At 61.7% G+C, this 18,399-nt stretch carries 10 protein-coding genes; 5 read left to right on the plus strand and 5 right to left on the minus strand.

Annotated features, from left to right (window positions below):
• Positions 1-5: 5 nt before the first annotated feature.
• Positions 6-227 (minus strand): hypothetical protein, encoded by a 222-nt coding sequence (locus E4631_RS05675; RefSeq protein ID WP_133655929.1) that lies wholly within the window; start codon positions 225-227, stop codon positions 6-8.
• Here E4631_RS05675 and E4631_RS27020 point away from each other — a divergent pair.
• Positions 205-486 carry a hypothetical protein gene (locus tag E4631_RS27020; RefSeq protein WP_368027861.1) on the plus strand — a complete coding sequence of 94 codons (282 nt, stop codon included), beginning with the start codon at positions 205-207 and terminating at the stop codon, positions 484-486. The genes E4631_RS05675 and E4631_RS27020 overlap by 23 nt on opposite strands.
• A 179-nt stretch (positions 487-665) precedes the next feature.
• On the opposite strand, the gene E4631_RS05685 is transcribed toward E4631_RS27020, so the two are convergent.
• From E4631_RS05685 to E4631_RS05700, 4 genes are all read right to left on the minus strand, one after another.
• Positions 666-2,819, minus strand: a complete 2,154-nt coding sequence (locus E4631_RS05685; protein ID WP_133655928.1) for a glycoside hydrolase family 3 C-terminal domain-containing protein — start codon at positions 2,817-2,819, stop codon at positions 666-668.
• 174 nt (positions 2,820-2,993) lie between these two features.
• Complete coding sequence (locus E4631_RS05690; protein WP_133655927.1) at positions 2,994-5,408, minus strand: alpha-xylosidase; 2,415 nt, start codon at positions 5,406-5,408, stop codon at positions 2,994-2,996.
• Positions 5,409-5,486: 78 nt separating this feature from the next.
• Entirely contained in the window at positions 5,487-8,267 is a 2,781-nt protein-coding gene (locus tag E4631_RS05695; RefSeq protein ID WP_240734700.1) for a glycoside hydrolase family 2 TIM barrel-domain containing protein, read from the minus strand.
• A 124-nt stretch (positions 8,268-8,391) separates the two neighbouring features.
• Positions 8,392-9,756 (minus strand): glucoamylase family protein, encoded by a 1,365-nt coding sequence (locus tag E4631_RS05700; protein ID WP_133655926.1) that lies wholly within the window; start codon positions 9,754-9,756, stop codon positions 8,392-8,394.
• Positions 9,757-10,078: 322 nt separating this feature from the next.
• Between E4631_RS05700 and E4631_RS05705 the strand changes: the two genes are divergently transcribed.
• The 4 genes from E4631_RS05705 (at position 10,079) to E4631_RS05720 (ending at position 18,394) form a co-directional block, all read left to right on the plus strand.
• Positions 10,079-13,114 carry a TonB-dependent receptor gene (locus E4631_RS05705; RefSeq protein WP_133655925.1) on the plus strand — a complete coding sequence of 1,012 codons (3,036 nt, stop codon included), beginning with the start codon at positions 10,079-10,081 and terminating at the stop codon, positions 13,112-13,114.
• 15 nt (positions 13,115-13,129) lie between these two features.
• Positions 13,130-14,677 (plus strand): RagB/SusD family nutrient uptake outer membrane protein, encoded by a 1,548-nt coding sequence (locus E4631_RS05710; RefSeq protein ID WP_133655924.1) that lies wholly within the window; start codon positions 13,130-13,132, stop codon positions 14,675-14,677.
• Between the two features lie 261 nt (positions 14,678-14,938).
• Positions 14,939-16,564 (plus strand): OmpA family protein, encoded by a 1,626-nt coding sequence (locus E4631_RS26900; RefSeq protein ID WP_166647946.1) that lies wholly within the window; start codon positions 14,939-14,941, stop codon positions 16,562-16,564.
• 441 nt (positions 16,565-17,005) lie between these two features.
• Positions 17,006-18,394 (plus strand): sorbosone dehydrogenase family protein, encoded by a 1,389-nt coding sequence (locus E4631_RS05720; protein WP_133655922.1) that lies wholly within the window; start codon positions 17,006-17,008, stop codon positions 18,392-18,394.
• The last annotated feature ends 5 nt before the right edge of the window (positions 18,395-18,399 follow it).

The following is an 18,399-nucleotide window of genomic DNA, read 5'->3' on the forward strand; positions in this document are numbered from 1 at the left end:
TTCTCCTACAACACGAATACGTGAATGCGGCCCCCGGGCTGGGCAGAGGGCGCAAAATCCAGCAAGTCCACCTGGGCCGTAGGCACCAGCTTGGTTGCCAACACTGGGCGCCGGCCCCGAAATAGCGTCACTTCCGCTTCGCGCAACTGGTAGCTCATTGCCAAAGCCGGCCTCTCGCCCCGCGAGTACACTTCTGGCCCCAGCGTGCGGGGCAAAGTCCGTATCACGAAGATGAGCGGGGGCTTAATTCGCGGCAAACTCTTCAGGTGCAGCTTCACCGCCATCAAATTCAATACGGCGTGTAAAGCGCTCTACGACCGATTAGTAGCGAAGGATAAAAACGGAAAGGCAGCCTTGATTGCCGTCTGCAACAAGCCTTTGGCATTGTCAAATCCGGCGTATCCTACCAAGCTGATTTCTACGGCCGACTTTAGCGTGGTCCTTCTCCCGCAACCTACTGACTTTTCAGGGAAGACAATCCACTGAGAGCGAACACCTTGCACATGATAAGTAATACACCCGATTACATGCTTTTAGCCCGGAGTAACGGAACGGAGAATTCCTCAATGTCTGTTTTAGATAGAACAACTAATTAATATTCAGTATCTTAGGCAATACGGAGGCCAGAGGAGGTAACGGCCCTACCCCCTCACCTAGTCTTAGTCTTAGTTCTGCACTACCTGCTGAAATTTCACCGCCGCCGCCGAAGTGCCCACCAGCACGTTCAAGGCGTCTTTTTCCAGCACAAACTGCTGCCTGCCCTGGTCCCAATAGCGCAAGCTCTCGGCGCGTAGGAGCAGGTGCACCGTGCGCTTTTCCTGCGGGTTGAGCGTGACGCGCTGAAAGCCTTTCAGCTCTTTGCGGGGCCGCTCCACGGCCGAGTGCAGGTGGCTGACGTAGAGCTGCACCACCTCATCGCCGGTGCGGGTGCCGGTATTTTGCACGTCGACGCTTACCATAATTTCGCCCGCTTTGTTGAATTTTGACGAGCTCAGCCGGAAGTTGGAATACTGGAACGTGGTGTAGCTCAGGCCGAAGCCAAAGGGGTAGAGCGGCTCACCCTTGAAATACTGGTAGGTGCGGCCGTTGCGAATGTTGTAGTCCATCATGGGCGGCAGCTGGTCCAGGGAGCGCGGCCAGGTTTGGGTGAGGCGGCCGCCGGGGTTGTAGTCGCCAAAAAGCACGTCGGCCAGCGCGTTGCCCAGCTCCTGGCTGTTTTGGGCTAGGTGCACGATGGCGGGCACGTTCTGCTGCGTCCAGGTGATGGCGTAGGGAAAGCTCGACACCAGCACCACAATGGTGCGGGGATTGGCCCGGCGCACCTGCTTGATAAGCAGCTCGTCGGTGAGGGTGAGCGACTTACGGTCCACGGCTTCTTTGCCTTCCGAGGCGTCGGGGCAGTTGGCCCAGCCGGCGTTGCAGGTGGGGTGGTTGCCCACGATGACGATGGCCACGTCGGCCGCCTGGGCGGCATTCACGGCGCGGTTGTCCTGGTTGGTTTCCGCGTAGCTAACCTGCACCTGGGGCCCCACCTTGGCTTTTATGCCGGCCAGCGGGCTCACGGTGTAGGGCGGCGTGCCGCTGTACCAATCGAGCAGCACTTGGTCGGCCCGGGGCCCGATGACGGCGATGGTCTTGACCCGGCTTTTGTCGAGGGGTAGGAGGTTGCCCTCGTTCTTGAGCAGCACAATGGACTTCTGCGTCACCCGGCGGGCCACGGCCTTGTGCTGGTCCGAGAGCCACGGCTCGGGCCCGTCCTTGATGGCGGCGTACTTGTTCGCGCCGGGTGGGTCGAGCAAGCCCAGCTTCAGCATCACCCGAAAATCGCCCCGAATCACCCGGTCAATGTCCTGCTCGGTCAGCAGCTTCTCTTTCAGCGCATTGGTAATCGGCACTTTGTACTCATCCAGAAACTGGTTGATGCCCATCTTCACGGCCGCGGCGGCCGCCCACGCGCTATCGGGGTAGTACTTGTGCTCCCTGACCAGCAGCTTCAGCGCGCCGCCGTCGGTGCAGATGATGCCGTTCTGGCCCCACTGGTCCACTGTCACAGCGCGCAGCACCGGGTTCACCATCATCGGAATGCCGTTCCAGGCGTTGTACGAGGCCATGTAGGCCCGCGAGCCGCCCAGCGTTACCCCCATCCGAAACGGCACGGCGTAGTACTCGTGAAAGAGGCGCTCGTCGAAATTCGACGAGCTACGCTCCCTCCCCACCTCGTTGCTGTTGGCCAGGAAGTGCTTCATCAGCGCGGCCGTTTGCCAGTAGGTGGGGTCATCGCCCTGCAAACCCTTAATCAGGCCCACGGCCATGGTGCCGTTGAAAAACGGGTCTTCGCCGTAGCATTCCTCGGTGCGGCCCCAGCGCGGGTCGCGGCCCAGGTCGGCGTTGGGGGCCCTAATCACGAGGCTGCCCGTGCCGTATTTGGGGTTTTGCAGGGCGTAGCGCGCCTCGTAGCCCTCTACCTGGCCCACCTGCCGCGTGAGGTCCGGGTCCCAGGTTTCGCCCAGGCCGTAGCTCTGCGGAAACTGCGTGGTCGGCACCATATGCTGGCGGTTCCACTTGGCCGGGCCGCCGAGCGCCAGCCCGTGCAGGCCCTCCGAATGGCCCGTGCCCACGATGCCCAGCCGCGGAATGCTGGGGTCGGTGCCCAAGCAAGTAATTTTTTCCTCCAGAGTGAGCAGCGACAGGATGTTGTCGATGCGCTGCTCGGCGGGGAGCCGGGGGTTTTGGAAGGGGTAGGCGGTTTGCGCCGTGGCGCGCAGGGTGAAGGTGAGCAGGAGGGTGCCGGTGGCAAGCAGCTGGCTAAATGATTTCACAGATAGTTTATTTTTAACGAGTTATGAAATAAATTTTCAAAAAAAACGTCATTCCAAGCCTGCGAGGAATCTCGGTCGCGCCGCTCGGATGTCGTGGAAATGTCGTTCGGGCGAGATTCCTCGCAGGCTCGGAATGACGTTCTTTTTCCTGCCTGGTTACTTCCGACGCGCCACTTATTCCCCCGCCTTGGCATACTCTGCGTTCGTCTGCACCTGCCATTTTACCTTGCCTTTCAGCGGGTCATTGGCCAGTTGAAAAGCGCTGCCCTGCTTGGTGAGCGTCACTTCGCGCAACACGTTGTCGGCGGGCAGGCACACGTAGCCTTTGGCCGCTTGCGCATCGGCAGCGTAGGCCACCAGGTGCAGGCTTTTCCAGTCCATCTGCATGGTCGATTGGGCCAGCTTGATGTGCGGAATCATGGCGCCGTCGCGCACCAGCACCACCGCCTGCACCGCGCCGGGCTTGATGGTCTGCCAGCCGCCGGCGTACACCTGGCCCGACTGGTAGTCTATCCACTTGCCGGCCGGCAGGTACACATTGCGCTGCGGAGCGGCCTCAAACATGGGGGCCACCAGCATATCCGAGCCAAACATGTACTCGTTATCCACGAGCCAGGCGCCCGCATCCTGCGGAAATTCCACGAACAGGGCCCGCACCATAGGCAGGCCTTTTTGGGTGCACTGGCGGGCCTGCGCGTAGATGTAGGGCATCAGCTTGTAGCGCATCTCATCGGCCAGGCGGAAGTTTTTCAGAAATTCCGGGCTCAGCAGCCAGGCTTCCTTAGGTGGCGCGCCGTGGCTGCGGGTGTGCGACGACAGCATCCCGAACGCCGCCCAGCGCGTGAACAAGTCCTCCGGCGTTCGCTCCACGAAGCCTCCAATGTCGTGGCTCCAGAACGAGAAGCCCGACAGCCCAAACGAGAGGCCGCCGCGCAGCTCGGCGGCCATCGCGTCGTCGGTGTTTTCGGCGTCGCCGCCCCAGTGCAGGGGGTAGCGCTGGCTGCCCGCCCAGGTGCTGCGCGCCCAGATAATGTTGTCGCCGCTCACCTTTCGGGTGATGTCGGCCACCGCCTTGTTGTAGCGCAGGGGGTAGAGATTGTGCTCGTAGAAGCCCGTGCGGCCCGAGTAGTAAAGCCCGGTGGCTGGCGCGGCCTCGCCAAAATCGACCTTGATGGCGCCGACGCCCAGCTTGAGCAGGCCCGCAATTTTGTCCTGATACCAGGTCACGGTCGCGGGGTTCGAGAAGTCGAGCGTGGCGTCTTCGTAGGGTAGGTTGCCCTTGGCGTCCTTCACCACCAGGCCCTTGGCAATCAGCTCCGGCGTGAGTGTGTTGCGCGGCGTGAAGTAGGGCAGCTGCCACAGCGAGATGTGAAAGCCCTCCTTTTTCAGGTCCGTAATCATGCCCTTGGGGTCGGCAAACCGAGCAGGCGCAAACTTGTAGTCGGTGCGCCAGTCGGTGGTAAACCAGCCCGTGTCGAAGTGAATCACATCGGCCGGAATCCGGTTTTCGCGCAGCTTGCCGGCTATTTCGCGCCCTTCTTTCTCGGAGAAATACGTGATGCGGCTTTGCCAAAACCCAAACGACCACAGCGGCGGCATGGCGGCCTTGCCGGTCAGGGTGGTGTACTCGTCGAGCACGTCTTTGGGCTCGCCCAGAAACACGAATAAGTCCAGCGCATCGTCGCCAATCAGCAGGGAATTGACGGCGTTGAAGTACTTGCCAAAGTCGCAGGTAATCGGCGACGAGGTGTGCATAAACATGCCGTAGCCGCGGCTGCTCATAAAGAACGGGATGGGCTTGTACATCGTCTCGTTCTGCACGCCGTTGGCGTCGTCGGCCCACAGCACCACCTTTTGCCCCCGCTTGTTGAACTGCGTAAACGACTCGCCGCAGCCAAAAATCTTCTCATCGGGCGAGAGCGCAAAGGCCGCCGACATGCTCCGCGAGTAGTCCTGCGCCCGGCGCACAAACGAAAACGGCATCACCGGCGTGTACGACGCGTCGGCATTGTCGCGGTGGTGAATGGTTTTGGTGAGCAGCTTGCCCTGCGCATCCCGAATCTCGACATGCCACGGGTACGTCAGCACCGTCACCGAGCCGTAGGCGCTGGTGTAGCGGTGCCCGCCGGCCACTTGGCTGTACTGCCACGATTTGGTATCGACGGGGGCCCTACCCCCCACTAGCATCAGCGACTCGGCGTTGGGGTGCAGCTGGGGCCCCGACGCCGCCCGAATCCGCACCGTGCGCGCCGACACAAACTCCAGCGAAAACGGCAGGGCCGGCGCCGCGGCGTACTCCGTGGTCGGAAACTCGTTGGCCGCCGCCGGCCGCAGCACGCCCAGCATGTTGTTGAAAGCCTGCCGTGTATAGTAGTTGTAGCGCTTGTACTGCACCTCGCCCGAGGCGGTGGCCGGGTCAAATTTTCCGAGGCTATCGGCCAGATAATAGGTGTTGGTGAAGCTGCGAAAGTCGTCGCTGATGTCGATGGGCTCGTTCAGCAGCTTCATATTTTGCAGCTGCGCAAAGGCCTTGCCGTGGGTGAGGAGCCCGAGCAGGAAGGCGCCGGCGTAAAGTCGGTGTTTTGGCATGGGGTGGGAAAAGGAGTAAGGTTTGTACCGGTTATTTCGCCCTTTCAGGGGGTAGGGCACTCACAAGGAGAGCCTAACTCACCGAAAGTCAAACCACAAGCTACCGCTAACTGGCGTGTAGTTCAGCATCAGGTCGCGCTGGCTCCGCGGCCCCAGCGCGGCGGGCGGCTGAAACTTGGTGCCAATGGGTGCGATGGCCGTCAGAAAACCCAGATTTCCTTCGGGGAAAAGCGACGAGGTATTCTCGTTTTGCGCCCCCACGGGCCGGGTAGGCTTCAGCATCTGCAGGAAAATGCCCTGGTTGTCGGCGTACACCGTGAACGGCGCTTCCTTGTTTTCAACCACCACCCAGTACAGGTCGGCGTGGTAGCCTTTGAACTCCGGATACTGCCAGGTTTCGCCCGTAATGGCGTCGTTATAAGCCTTGTGCCACACGCCGAACTGCTGGCCCTTCAGTCGGTTTTTCCAGACCCGGTAGGGGCCCTGGCCCAGCCATTTCATGCCCGTGATTTTCTCCTCGGGGTAAGTGAAGGTGAGGCCGATAAAGTCGGCATCGCCCCGCTGCGCGTACTGGTATTCCAGCCGCGCGGGCCGGCCCGAGGCAAACGTCCACTTGGCTTGGAAACTGTTTTTGTCGCCTTCGTAAGTGGCTTCTACTACGTGCACCGGGCCCGCCGCGTAGTGCTTGAATTCCTTCAGGTTCTGCTTGATGCCGGCCAGCACCGGCCCGCCCGCCAGCGAGATGGTAGCCTTCGGGTTGACGACGTGTTGGAGGTAGCCCGTCGTTTTATCGAAGGCATAGCTGAGGCCATCCACCTTCACCAGCAGCGTGTTGCCCTGCTCCGTGGCTTCGACGGCGGACGGGGGGGTAGGGCGGGGCATCGCCACTTTGGTCACTTCCCGCGGGTATTTGATGGGCCAGCTCCAGGTGAAGATTTCGCGCTTGTCGGGCCCGTAGGCGGTGAGGTACAGCGCGTCGCTCTGGTGCCAGGTGGCGGGCAGCGGCAGGGCCAGGTAGCCTTTTTCGCCGGGCGCCATGGCGGGGGCCGGCGCGGCACCGCTGGCATTGACCTTAGGCGTCGTAGTAGTGGCGCCCGGCGCGGCAAACGACACCAGCTTCCAGCTAAACGTGCACTGGCTCAGGTTGGTAAACGCGTAGCGGTTCTCCACGGCCAACCGGCCATCGAAGCCCGCGCCGATAAACTTCTTGTTGAATACTACCGGCGACCACAGCTCTTTAATGGTATAAAAACTGGCCTCCTTCTCGCGGTGCGGCCCCAGGATGCCATCGGGTGCCGAGTTGCCGGCCGCGTCGAGCCGGCCGTTCTGGTCGGTGCGCACCACGGCCTCGTCGTGAAACGACCACAGGAAGCCGCCGCCCAGGTAAGGATGCTTCAGCATCAGGTTCCAGAAGTCTTCCAGCCCCGCGCCGTGGCCGCCGTCGTAGAGGCCGTGCATAAACTCGGTCGGCATGAACACCTCCTGGCCGTACAGCACCGAGTTGACCACGTAGTTATAGTCGGGGTAGTGCTTGGTATCGGTGCCGTTGAAGCGCTCCCAGGGGTGCAGCACGGGCCGTTTCTGCGGGTCGTAGAGCGCGTAGTCGCCGTCGAGGGCGCGGTTGAAGCCGCCCTCGTTGCCGTTGTCCCAGAAGATGATGCTGGGGTGGTTCACGTCGCGCACCACCAGCTCGCGCACCAGCTTGCGGCCCACGATGGTGTCGTACTGCGCCTGCCAGCCGGTTAGCTCATCCAGCACAAACAGGCCCAGCGAGTCGCACACGTCCAGGAAATGCGCGTCGGGCGGGTAGTGCGACATGCGCACGGCGTTCATGTTCATTTCCTTCATCAGCTTCACGTCGAGCAGGCTGATTTCTTTGCTCAGCGCCCGGCCCGATTCGGGCCATTCGCTGTGCCGGCACACGCCTTTCAGAATGGTCCGCTTGCCATTTACGTAGAGGCCATCCTGCGGCCGCAGCTCCATGGTGCGAAAGCCGAAACGCTGCGTCACGCGGTGCACGGGGCCTTTGGCATCGGCCAGCGTCAGCACCAGGTTGTAGAGCTTGGGCGCTTCCGGGTTCCAGGCCCGAATGCCGCTGAGCTGGGCGCGGAGGGTGGTTTTTTCTGCGCCGGGCACCGCGCGTACCGCAAACGGCGCGCCCACGGCCTTGCCGCTCAGCTCCTGCACCTGGCCGGTAATGGTCTGGCCGGCCGTGGCGTTCACGGCAAAGGCGTCCACGCGCAGCGCGCCGTTGGCCTGGGCAGCCAGGGCCAGGTGGTCGAGGTAGGCGGGGGGTACAATCTCCAGGTACACCGGCCGGAAAATGCCACCAAACAGCCAGAAGTCGGCTTTGCGCTCGGCCTGGTTGATGGAGGCGTTGGCCGAGTGCTTGCTCACCGTCACTTCCAGCAGGTTATCCTGGCCGGTGGGTTTTAGCTTATCGGTAATGTCGTACTTGAAGCGGTAGAAGCCACCCTGGTGCACGGGGCCCGCCAGCTGCCCATTCACCTTCACCTCAGTATCGGTCATGCTGGCCTCAAACACGATAAACACGTGCTTACCCCGGCCGGCGGCCGGCACCCGAAACGCGTGCTTGTAGCGCCCCTGCTCGTCGGGGTTCTTCTCGTCGCGGTAGTAGTTGTAGGTGCCGAAGCCCTGGGTTTCCCAGTTCGAGGGCACCGCGATTTTGCTCCACTTGCCGCTGTTCTGGCCCTTGGTGCAGTAAAAATCCCACTGCACGGTGTGGTCTTTGTCGAGGCCCGACAGGTATTGCGTGATGGTTTGCTGGGCCTGGGCTGGCATCCGCAACAGGCTCAGCAGGGCCAGTAGCAGCGTTACTCGTAGGGTACTACGCACCATGTGTACAGTTGAAAGTTGGGTATGAGGTCATGGCCGCAGTGTAAGCAGCAAGCAGGGGTTTAAAATGGAGTCGGCCACAAAATCCGACTAATCCGACCAATCCGAAAAAATCCGCGGTTCAGACCTATTTCAAATACGGGCTCTCAAACCCCAGTTTCTTCAGCCCGCGCTGCACCTCGGGCGAGCCCATAAACAGCTTCCACAACAGTCCCGAGCGGGCGTTTTCCATCATCACCACTATCGGCCCCTGGTCGATGGCCAGGTGCGAGCTGGCGGCCCAATCGTGCTGCTCGCTGAAGGCATCCACGAAGCCGTATTGGCTCCATATTTTATCGCCCAGGTCCTCGTAAAAGTGCCGCATGGCCGCCATCGACTCGGCCCGCGCGTAGGGTAGGGCCGAAAGCGCCGCCGTGGGCGAAATCACGCCCAGGTCCTCGGTGGGCGAGTGCGCCGCGTAGCCCCGGTAGCTATCGGAGGCCGTGAGGCCCCAGCAATTGGGTCCGTAGCCCTTGTAGTGTTTGGGGTTGGCCTGGCAGTAGGCGTAGTTGATGCGGGTGTGGGCCTGGTTTTGGGCCCAGTAGTCGGCGTGCGCATCCTTGAGGCCGTGCGGGTCGAGGCCCATAAACGAGTAGTGCGTGAAGAATAGCGGCCCGCCCAGCTCGGGACCGAGGGGTAGGGTGGTGTTGTAGTACTGCTTGCCGTTCACGTACTCGGGGCCGGTGGCCCAGCCCTGGTCATACACCTGCTTATCAATGGCATACTTGGGCGACGAGGCGGCCAGCACGTAGGTAATCAGGCACTCGTTCCAGCCGTGAATCTGGTGGTTCATGCTCCAGCCGTTGTTGGGGCTCCAGTGCCAATACAGCACGTTCTGGCCCTGCGTAAACCAGCTCCACTCCACGCCCTCCCACATCCAGAGGATTTTGTTGCGCACGTTGGTCTCGTCGGGCGTGTCCTTGGTGAAGTACTGCCGGGCGCAAATCAGGCCCTCATACAGAAAAGAAGTCTCGACAATATCGGCCCCGTCATCCTTGATGCCGAAGCGGATGGTGTGGCCCGTTTCGCCATTGAGCCAGTGCGGAAACGCGCCGTGGTACATATCGGCTTTCCACAGAAAATTGACGATTTTATTCATGCGCGCCGCCGCCTCGGCGCGGGTTATCCAGCCCCGGTCGGCCGCCGCAATGAGCGCCATGATGCCGAAGCCCGTGCCGCCGGTCGTCACCACCTCGGGCCCGGTATCAAACGACGCGTTGCTGCGCTCGCGGGCCATGCCCGAGTTGCGCTCGCCCAGCACCCAGAAGTACTGAAACGTCTGGCGCTGCACCTGGTCCAGCAGCTGCTCGTCGGTGAGGTGGCGCGGCCGCTGGCGGGCATCGAACCTGGCGGGGGGGGTAGGGGTCTTGGCTGCGGCCCTGCGCAGGGCCTGCGCGGGAGCAAGTGCCGGCACCAGCAGTAGGCCGCTGAACAGTAGAAAAAGCAGTTTCATGGGTGGGAAAAGAAAGAAAAGAAGAAAAAGCTACCATGTAAAGTACTGCTTTTTGGCAGTACTTTACATGGTTGTAAAACTCAGATAAACAAGCGATTATATGTGAATAAGTGGTTAATTAATAAGCTGGGGCGAATGGGGCCGGTTGGCAGGGACCGGTTGAGCTTGGCAGTTGCACCGATTTGACTTTACGAAAGTATAGCGCTAACAAACGTTTGTTGCGGCAGTAGCTTACTTTTACTAAAGTTTATCGGCAAATAATGCCACTTCGTCGGCAGAATTGCTAAACTTCACGCAAGCTTCACCTTTTCCCGCCCCTTTTATGAAAAACATCCACTTACTCACGTGGCTGCTATTGGCTTTTGCGCTGTTGCCGAGCGCGTTGCGGGCCCAGCAGGCGCCGATTACGGGCGTTGTCACTGACGCCACGTCTCAGGAAGCGCTGATTGGCGTAACGGTGCTCATTAAAGGCAATACGTCGGTGAACGCCCAGACCGGCCTCGACGGCCGCTACTCCATTCAGGCGCCCGCCGATGCGGTGCTCACGTTCAACTACGTAGGCTACGCGCAGCAGGAGATTCCGGTGGCCGGCAAAACGGCCATCAACGTGGCGCTGGCTTCTACTACCAAGCTCAACGAGGTAGTCGTAGTGGGCTACGGAACCCAGAAAAAGCGCGACCTCACCGGCGCCGTGGCCCGCGTGGAGGGTAGCGAAATCGTGAACCAGCCCGTGCAAACGCCTACCCAGGCGCTGCAGGGCAAGCTGGCCGGCGTGCAGATTATCAGCGACGGCACACCCAACTCGCAGCCCACGGTGCGCATCCGGGGCACGGGCACGCTGCTGGCCGGCGCCAACCCGCTCTACGTGGTAGATGGCGTGCAGACTACTGATATTCGTAACCTTAGCAATGCCGACATCGCCTCGATTGACGTGCTGAAGGATGCTTCGGCGGCGGCCATTTACGGTGTGCGCGGCGCCAACGGCGTCATCATCGTGACCACTAAAAAGGGTGCGGTGGGCAAGCCGGTGCTCAGCTACAGCGGCACCTACGGCTTCAAGGAAGCGGCCCACCTGGTGCAGATGGCCAACGCCGATGAGTACAAGAGCTACATCACCGACACGGCGCCGGGCACCACGTTTCCGAGCTACCCCGGCTTCGGGGCGGCTACCACCAACTGGTACAAGGAAATCCTGAAGCGCGGCACCTTCCAAAACCACAATCTGGCCGTGTCGGGCGCTACCGACAACGTGCGCTACTACTTCTCGGGCAACCTGCTGCAGGACGACGGCATCGTGACGCAGAACAAGTTTCAGCGCCTCACAGTGCGCTCCAATACCTCGTTTTCGCTTTCTGATAAGGTCACCATCAGTTCACAAGCCTCGTTCAGCCACGCCAATACGCAGGGCGTGAACCTGGGCGCGGCCTACCCCGATGCCTACCGCGCGGCCCCGATTATTCCGGCCAAGCAAGGCCCGCTCTACGGCAACACCGCCGCTTATGGCAACGTGGGCAACCCGGTGCTTGATATCGACAAAAACAACAACCGCTCGGTTGAAAACCGCTTGCAGGGCAACGTTGGCATCGACGTGCGGCCCGTGGAGTGGCTCACGCTGCGCTCGGCCATCAACGTGGACCTGAACTTCAACAATACCACGGACTACAATTACCAGTTCAACAACGATAACACCACGTTCATCATCGCTGGCGGCAACCAGCGTAACCCCACCAGCAGCCTGGGCGTGATGCAAACCAACTCCTACCGCTACCTGTGGGAGAACACGGCCACGTTTCACAAGGTATTCAACGAGAAGCACGACCTGACCATCCTGGCCGGTACGACCACCGAGGAGGGTCAGTACACGCCGCTCTACGGCTACCGCCGCGGCGTGCCCGCCGACCCCAACCAGTGGTACCTGAACACCGGCGACCCCAACACGTCAGTCGTCAATCCCTACGACCCGAACAACCCCAATCCCGATATGCTGCCGTCCAAAGACCGCCGCTTTTCGGTGCTGGGCCGCGTCAACTACGCCTACAACAGCCGCTACCTGCTCACGGCCAACCTGCGCTACGATGCGTCGTCGAAATTTGCCGCCAGCCGCCGCGAGGGCGTGTTTCCGTCGCTGGGCCTGGGCTGGGTCATTTCGGATGAGGACTTTCTCAAGGACGTGAAGGGCCTGAGCTTCCTGAAGCTGCGCACCAGCTACGGCCGCCTGGCCAACGACCAGATTCCGGTCAACTCCTACGTAACCACGGCCGACATCAACATTCCTTACCTCTTCAATGGTCAGCCGGTGCTGGGCGCCGTTATCAGCCAGCTCAAAGATGGCAACGTGCACTGGGAAACCACCCGCGAGTACGACGCCGCCGTGGAGTTTGGCTTTCTGGATAACCACCTGACGGGTGAGGTGACCTATTACAACAAGCTCACCAGCGACGCGCTCATTCCGATTAACATCCCTGGCATTCTGGGCGACCCCGACAACCAGCTCATTACCAACGCCGCCAACATCACCAACAAGGGGGTAGAGGCCGCCCTGAACTGGCGCTCAACCATCGCCGACGGCTTCACCTACAACTTCGGGGTGAACGCCACCTTCAACCAGAACCGCATCACCAACCTCAACGGTGGGCAGGCGCTGTTTGCGGGTAACAACCTGCAAACCAAGTCTGATAACGGCCAGGCGGCCGGCAGCTTCTTCCTGCTCGATGCCATCGGCGTGTATCAGAGCGCGGCCGACATCGCGGGCTCGCCGACCTCCACCTTCGGCACCGGCCCCAACGGCGCGCCCCAGCCCGGTGACCTCAAGTATGCCGATACCAACGGCGATGGCAAGATTGACCTCAACGACCGCCGCTACTTCGGCTCGTACCAGCCGCCCGTGTACTTCGGCATCAACGGCGGCATCAACATCCATAATTTCGACTTCTCGCTGGTGTTTTCGGGCAACCTCAACAACAAGGTGTACAACGCCAAGAAGCAGGCCCGCTTTGCTGGTACCGACAACGTGGAGGCCAGCTTCGCCAATAGCCGCTGGACTGCCGCCAACCCCTCCAACACCAACCCGCGCGCGCTGACCAGCAGCCTGCCCAACTCGACCTACTTCCTGGAGTCGGGCTCGTACCTGCGCCTCAACAACGTGATTATTGGCTACACCTTTCCGGTGAGCAGCATCGAAAAGGCCCATTTGGCCACGCTGCGGCTGTTTTTGTCGGGCCAGAATATTTTCACGGCCACCAAGTACACGGGCTTTACGCCCGAGCTGTCTGGCGGGCCCCTCAACTCGGGCATTGAGGCCACGACCTACCCCACCAGCCGCACGCTCACGGTGGGCCTGACTGCCAACTTCAAATAAGCCGCTATCCTTCTTATGAAACCCACCCTTTATACAGTAGTTCGCCGGGCCGGCACGGCCGCCCTGGCGCTGTCGCTGGCCGTGGCCAGCGGCTGCAAGCAGTTTCTGGACGTGGCCCCGCAGGGCCAGCTCAGCACCGCTGCCATCCAGACCGACCCCGCCGCCGCCCAGAAGCTGGTCGATGGCGTGTACAACGTGCTTTACCTCGGCGGATTTAGCGCCGATATCAATGGGTTGCAGTACATTATCCTGACGGATATTGCCTCCGACGATGCCGACAAGGGCAGCACGCCCACCGACTACCTCGACGCGGCCACCATCGACAACTTTACGGCCACCTCTACCAACAGCAACGTCAACAACTGCTGGAACGGCTATTTTCAGGGGGTAGCCCGTGCCAACCAGGCGCTCGACAAAATCCCGCTGAGCCCAGCCGATGCCTCCATCAAGAACCGGCAGCTGGGCGAGGTGCGCTTCCTGCGCGGCTACTTCTACTTCAACCTGGTGCGGCTGTTTGGCCCGGTGCCGCTCATCACGACCGTGCCCGCCGCCAGCGACGCCAACAACCCCGCCCTGCAAACCCGCGCCTCGGTGGCCGACGTGTACGCAGCCGTTATCGCCGACTTGCAGTTTGCCGCCGACAACCTGCCCGTGAAGGGCGGCACCGACACCGGCCGCGCCAGCAAGCAGGCCGCCCAGGCCATGCTGGCCAAGGTGTACCTCTACCAGAAGAACTATCAGAAGGCCTACGACCTCACCAGCGCCGTTATCACCAGCAATGCCTACTCGCTCTACCCCACCTACGCCGACATCTGGCGCACGGTGGGCAACAACAACTCGGAGTCGGTTTTTGAGGTGCAAACGGGCATCAACGCCTCCTGCAACAACGAAGCCGTGCAGCTCTACGTGGTGGCCCAGGGCCCGCGCGCCGGCGGCAAGTACGGCTGGTCGGACCTGGGCTTTGGCTTCAACACGCCTTCAGCCAGCCTGGCCAGTACCTACGAGGCCGGCGATGTGCGCCGGGCCGGCACCATCATCTTCATCAACCCCACCGCCCCGGCTGGCCAGAAATCAACCGGCACCGTGCTCTGGGACGGCTTCCGCGTTCCGAGCCAGGACTCGGTGCAGGGTGCGCGCTACAGCTACAAGGCCTACCACAGCCGCACCAAGGAGCCCAACTGCGGCAACAACGACTACCTGCCCAAGAACATCCGCATCATGCGCTACGCCGAGGTGCTGCTGATGCACGCCGAGGCCGCCTTCCAGCTGGGCAAAACCAGCGAGGCCACCGCCGACCTCACCCTGGTGCGCACCCGCGCCGGCCTGGCCGCCACTACCCCCTCGCTGGCCACCATCTGGCACGAGCGCCGCGTGGAGCTGGCCATGGAGCACGACCGCTTCTTCGACCTCGTGCGCCAAGAGAGCGTGCAACCCGGCACTATTGTGCCGGCCCTGGCCCTGCACGGCAAAACCTTCGTGAAGGGCAAGAACGAAATCTTCCCCATTCCGCAGCCCCAGATTGACCTCAGCGGCGGCGTGCTGACCCAAAACCCCGGCTACTAAAGCCCGGCGCCTACCCCCCTGTTTGGAGCCCAGCTTGGCCCGGTCACTTCGGCCGGGTTGCGCTGGGCTTTGTGCGTGCGAGGGGGGTAGGGGCCCGTGCCCCGCCCCAGCCCAACCTACTACCAGGCTGCGTTTTGCCACAGCAGCTGAAAAAAATGTGGGTCAGAAAGGAACCTTTTATTACCGTCAGGTTAATTTTTCCGTAGGTAGGGCCAGCAAACAGTGCTAATGTCTCACTTTTCCACCCAACTTATTTCGCTTATGCACCAACTCTCTTCTACTCTGCGCCGGCTGCTGCCAGGAGCGGTGTTGCTAGTGGCTGGGCTGGCGGCCAACCCGGCCTACGCCCAGACGCCCGACCGCAAAACGGCCATTGGGGCCAACATCAGCATCCTGCAATACCAGGGCAACCTGGGCGGTGATTTTGGCAAGCTCTTCGCCCCCGAGCAGGTAGGCGTAGGTGCCCACATCACCCGCTACATCTCGCCTTCGTTTGACCTGAGCTTGCTCGGCAACTACGAGAACTACCGCTTTGTGGCCGCCTCGGCCCCGCGCAACGAGTTCACGTCCAAGACGGCCATGTTTGACCTGGGCCTCAAGCTGAAGCTCAACAACGGCCACATTCTGAAGGAAGACGCCTTCATTCAGCCTTACCTGATGGGTGGCGGCGGCTTTTTTGTAGCTAATAGCGTAGGCAACTACCTGCGTTTCAACGAAGACCAGTCGGTGGTACCCGGTCGGTTTTCCAACCAGGTGCGTCGGCCCGAGATATTTGGCCAGGCCGGCCTGCGTTTCCGGCTCTCGCCCGCAGTGTTTCTGGATATCACGACCGCCCAGCACTATGCCTTCACCAACGACGGTATCGACATTGATAACTCGCCCACCGGCAAGTACTTTGACCGCTTCTTGGTGCACTCGGCTGGCCTGACGGTAGCCCTTGGCAAAGCCAAGGACGCGGACGGCGACGGCGTGCCCGACCGCAAAGACAAATGCCCCGACACGCCCACCGGCGTAAAAGTGGACGCCACCGGCTGCCCGATTGATACGGACGGCGATGGCGTAGCGGACTACCAGGACAAGTGCCCCGATGTGAAAGGCCTGGCCGCCCTGCAAGGCTGCCCCGACGCCGACAGCGACGGCGTAGCCGATGCCGACGACAAGTGCCCCGATACCCCGGCCGGCGTGCGCGTCGATGCCTCGGGCTGCCCCCTGGACAGCGACGGCGACAAGGTGCCCGACAACCTCGATAAGTGCCCCGATACCCCGGCTGGCGTGCAAGTGGATGCCAACGGCTGCCCGCTCGACCGCGACGGCGATGGCGTGCCCGACTCGCAGGACAAGTGCCCCGACCGCGCCGGCCCCGCCAGCAACAAAGGCTGCCCCGAGATTCCGGCTGAAACTCCGAAGTACATCAACTTCGATTTCAACAGGGCCACGCTGAAGTCGAACTCGACCTCGAAGCTGAGCCAGATGGCGCAGATTATGAACGACTACCCGGACTACAGCCTCAGCATTGCCGGCCACACCGACAGCAAAGGCTCCGACGACTACAACCTGCGTTTGAGCTACGAGCGTGCCGCTTCGGCCCGCAAGTACTTGCTCGATAAGGGCATCCCGGCCGACCGCATCGAAGCCCGTGGCTATGGCGAAACCAAGCCTGTTGGCAGCAATGCTACCGCTGCCGGCCGGGCCCTAAACCGCCGCGTAGACTTCGACCCCTACCTGACGGGCGAAACCAACGCGGCCGAAGCCAAGTACGGCGCGGCCCCGACCATCTCGGAAATCCAGACGGCCGGTAAGAAGCTGCCCGGCAAGAAGACGACTGGTACGGGTGCTTCCCGCCGCCGCAAGTCGTCGATGAAAAAGGCGCCTGCTCGCAAGAAGTAAGCGCCACCCAGCCACTCGGCTAGCCTGAAAAGCAGCCCGTTCCACTTTGGAGCGGGCTGCTTTTTTTTGGTGGGGGTAGGGCTGAGGAGCGGGTAAGAAGCAACCATAATGCGGCAATGGGCGCTTCTATAGTTGGCTTTGTACTGTCCTGGGCAGGGTGCTTGGCTAGAACTTGTAGGTAGCGCAAATTTCAAGTTGGGGGAACGATGGTTGAGCGACTCGCTAGGCAGCGCAGGTGTCAACCGGTCGGACGGCTCCGCCGTCGGACCGGCGCACGCCGCAGCAGTAAAAATTCTGGCGGCGGGTGGGAGCAGCGCGGGCCGCACGGGGTAGTGCAGGAGCAACCCCTTTCGGCATTCGCGCAACCAATCGGAGCTTTGGGAGTAAAATGAAGGGATTATGAGCGTGCGGCCCCGCGGTCGCCTACCCCCTCCTTTTGTTATGACGTTGAAATATGCCGGGCTGCTGCCCGTGCTAGGTCTGCTGGCTGCGTGCGGCAGCGGCCCCAGCCAGCAGGAAAAACAGCAGGCCCAGGCCGATAACCCGGCCACCACCATCACGACTCCCGACGACGCCACCGTGCACCTGCCCGCGCCCTACGCTACCAAATCGGTGAGCAAGCGGGTGGATATCATCGACTGGCCAGCGGGCAAAACGCCCACCGCCCCGGCCGGCTTCACGGTGGCTGAGTACGCGGGCAACCTCGAAAGCCCGCGCTGGGCCTACGTGGCGCCCAACGGCGACGTATTCGTGGCTGAGGCCAACACCCTACCCAAAGGTACCAAGAAGGCGATTGCCGCCGCGCTGCACCTCGATAAGTCGCGCTCGCTGCAAGCCACCAGCGCCAACCGCATCACCCTGCTGCGCGACACCAACGGCGACGGCCGGCCCGACGTGCGCACCGTGTTTCTGAGCGGCCTCAACCAGCCGTTTGGCATGCTGGTGCTGGGCAATTACTTCTACGTGGGCAACACGAATGGGCTGATGCGTTTTCCTTACAAGGCGGGCGACACAAAAATCACGGCCGCCGGCCAGAAAATACTGGGCCTGCCCGAGGGCGGCTATAATAACCACTGGACCCGCAACCTGCTGGCCAGCCAGGATGGCAAGAAGATTTTCGTGACTGTGGGCTCGGGTTCCAACGTGCAGGAGCACGGCCCGGAGAACGAAATTCGGCGGGCTAATATTCTAGAAATCAACCCCGACGGTACGGGTGAGAAGATATTCGCCAGCGGCCTGCGCAACCCCATTGGCCTGGCCTACAACCCCGCCACCCAGCGCCTGTGGGCCGCCGTGAACGAGCGCGACGAGCTAGGCGACGAGCTGGTGCCCGACTACATCACCAGCGTGCAGGAGGGCGGCTTCTACGGCTGGCCCTATTCCTACTACGGCCAGCACGAAGACCCGCGCCGCAATAACGAGCGCCCCGACCTCGTCAAAAAAGCCCTAGTGCCCGACGTGCCCATGGGCGCGCACGTGGCCGCGCTGGGCCTCACCTTCTACACCCAAAAAGCCTTCCCGGCCCGCTACCAAAACGGGGCCTTCGTGGGCGAGCACGGCTCCTGGAACCGCTCGGCCTACTCGGGCTACCAGGTAGCATTCGTACCCTTCCAAAACGGCCAGCCCGCCGGCAAGCCCGAGCCGTTTCTCACCTGCTTTCTGGTCGGCGATGGCTCGGACAAGGCCTACGGCCGCCCGGTGGGGGTAGTAACCATGCCCGACGGCGCCCTGCTCGTGACCGACGACGCCGGCAATAAAGTGTGGCGCGTGAGCGCTGCCAAAACCACGGCCGCCCGGTTGCCGCGCCCAGCCCAAGTAGCCAGCCGCTGAACTGC

It is taken from the genome of Hymenobacter sp. UV11 (assembly GCF_004684095.1).
Lineage (GTDB): Bacteria > Bacteroidota > Bacteroidia > Cytophagales > Hymenobacteraceae > Hymenobacter.

Excerpts from the sequence above, each read along its gene's own strand:
- E4631_RS05720 (WP_133655922.1), top strand. The coding sequence starts at position 17,006 with ATGACGTTGAAATATGCCGGGCTGCTGCCCGTGCTAGGTCTGCTGGCT.
- E4631_RS26900 (WP_166647946.1), top strand. The coding sequence starts at position 14,939 with ATGCACCAACTCTCTTCTACTCTGCGCCGGCTGCTGCCAGGAGCGGTG.
- E4631_RS05690 (WP_133655927.1), bottom strand. The coding sequence starts at position 5,408 with ATGCCAAAACACCGACTTTACGCCGGCGCCTTCCTGCTCGGGCTCCTC.
- E4631_RS05710 (WP_133655924.1), top strand. The coding sequence starts at position 13,130 with ATGAAACCCACCCTTTATACAGTAGTTCGCCGGGCCGGCACGGCCGCC.
- E4631_RS05695 (WP_240734700.1), bottom strand. The coding sequence starts at position 8,267 with ATGGTGCGTAGTACCCTACGAGTAACGCTGCTACTGGCCCTGCTGAGC.
- E4631_RS05700 (WP_133655926.1), bottom strand. The coding sequence starts at position 9,756 with ATGAAACTGCTTTTTCTACTGTTCAGCGGCCTACTGCTGGTGCCGGCA.
- E4631_RS05705 (WP_133655925.1), top strand. The coding sequence starts at position 10,079 with ATGAAAAACATCCACTTACTCACGTGGCTGCTATTGGCTTTTGCGCTG.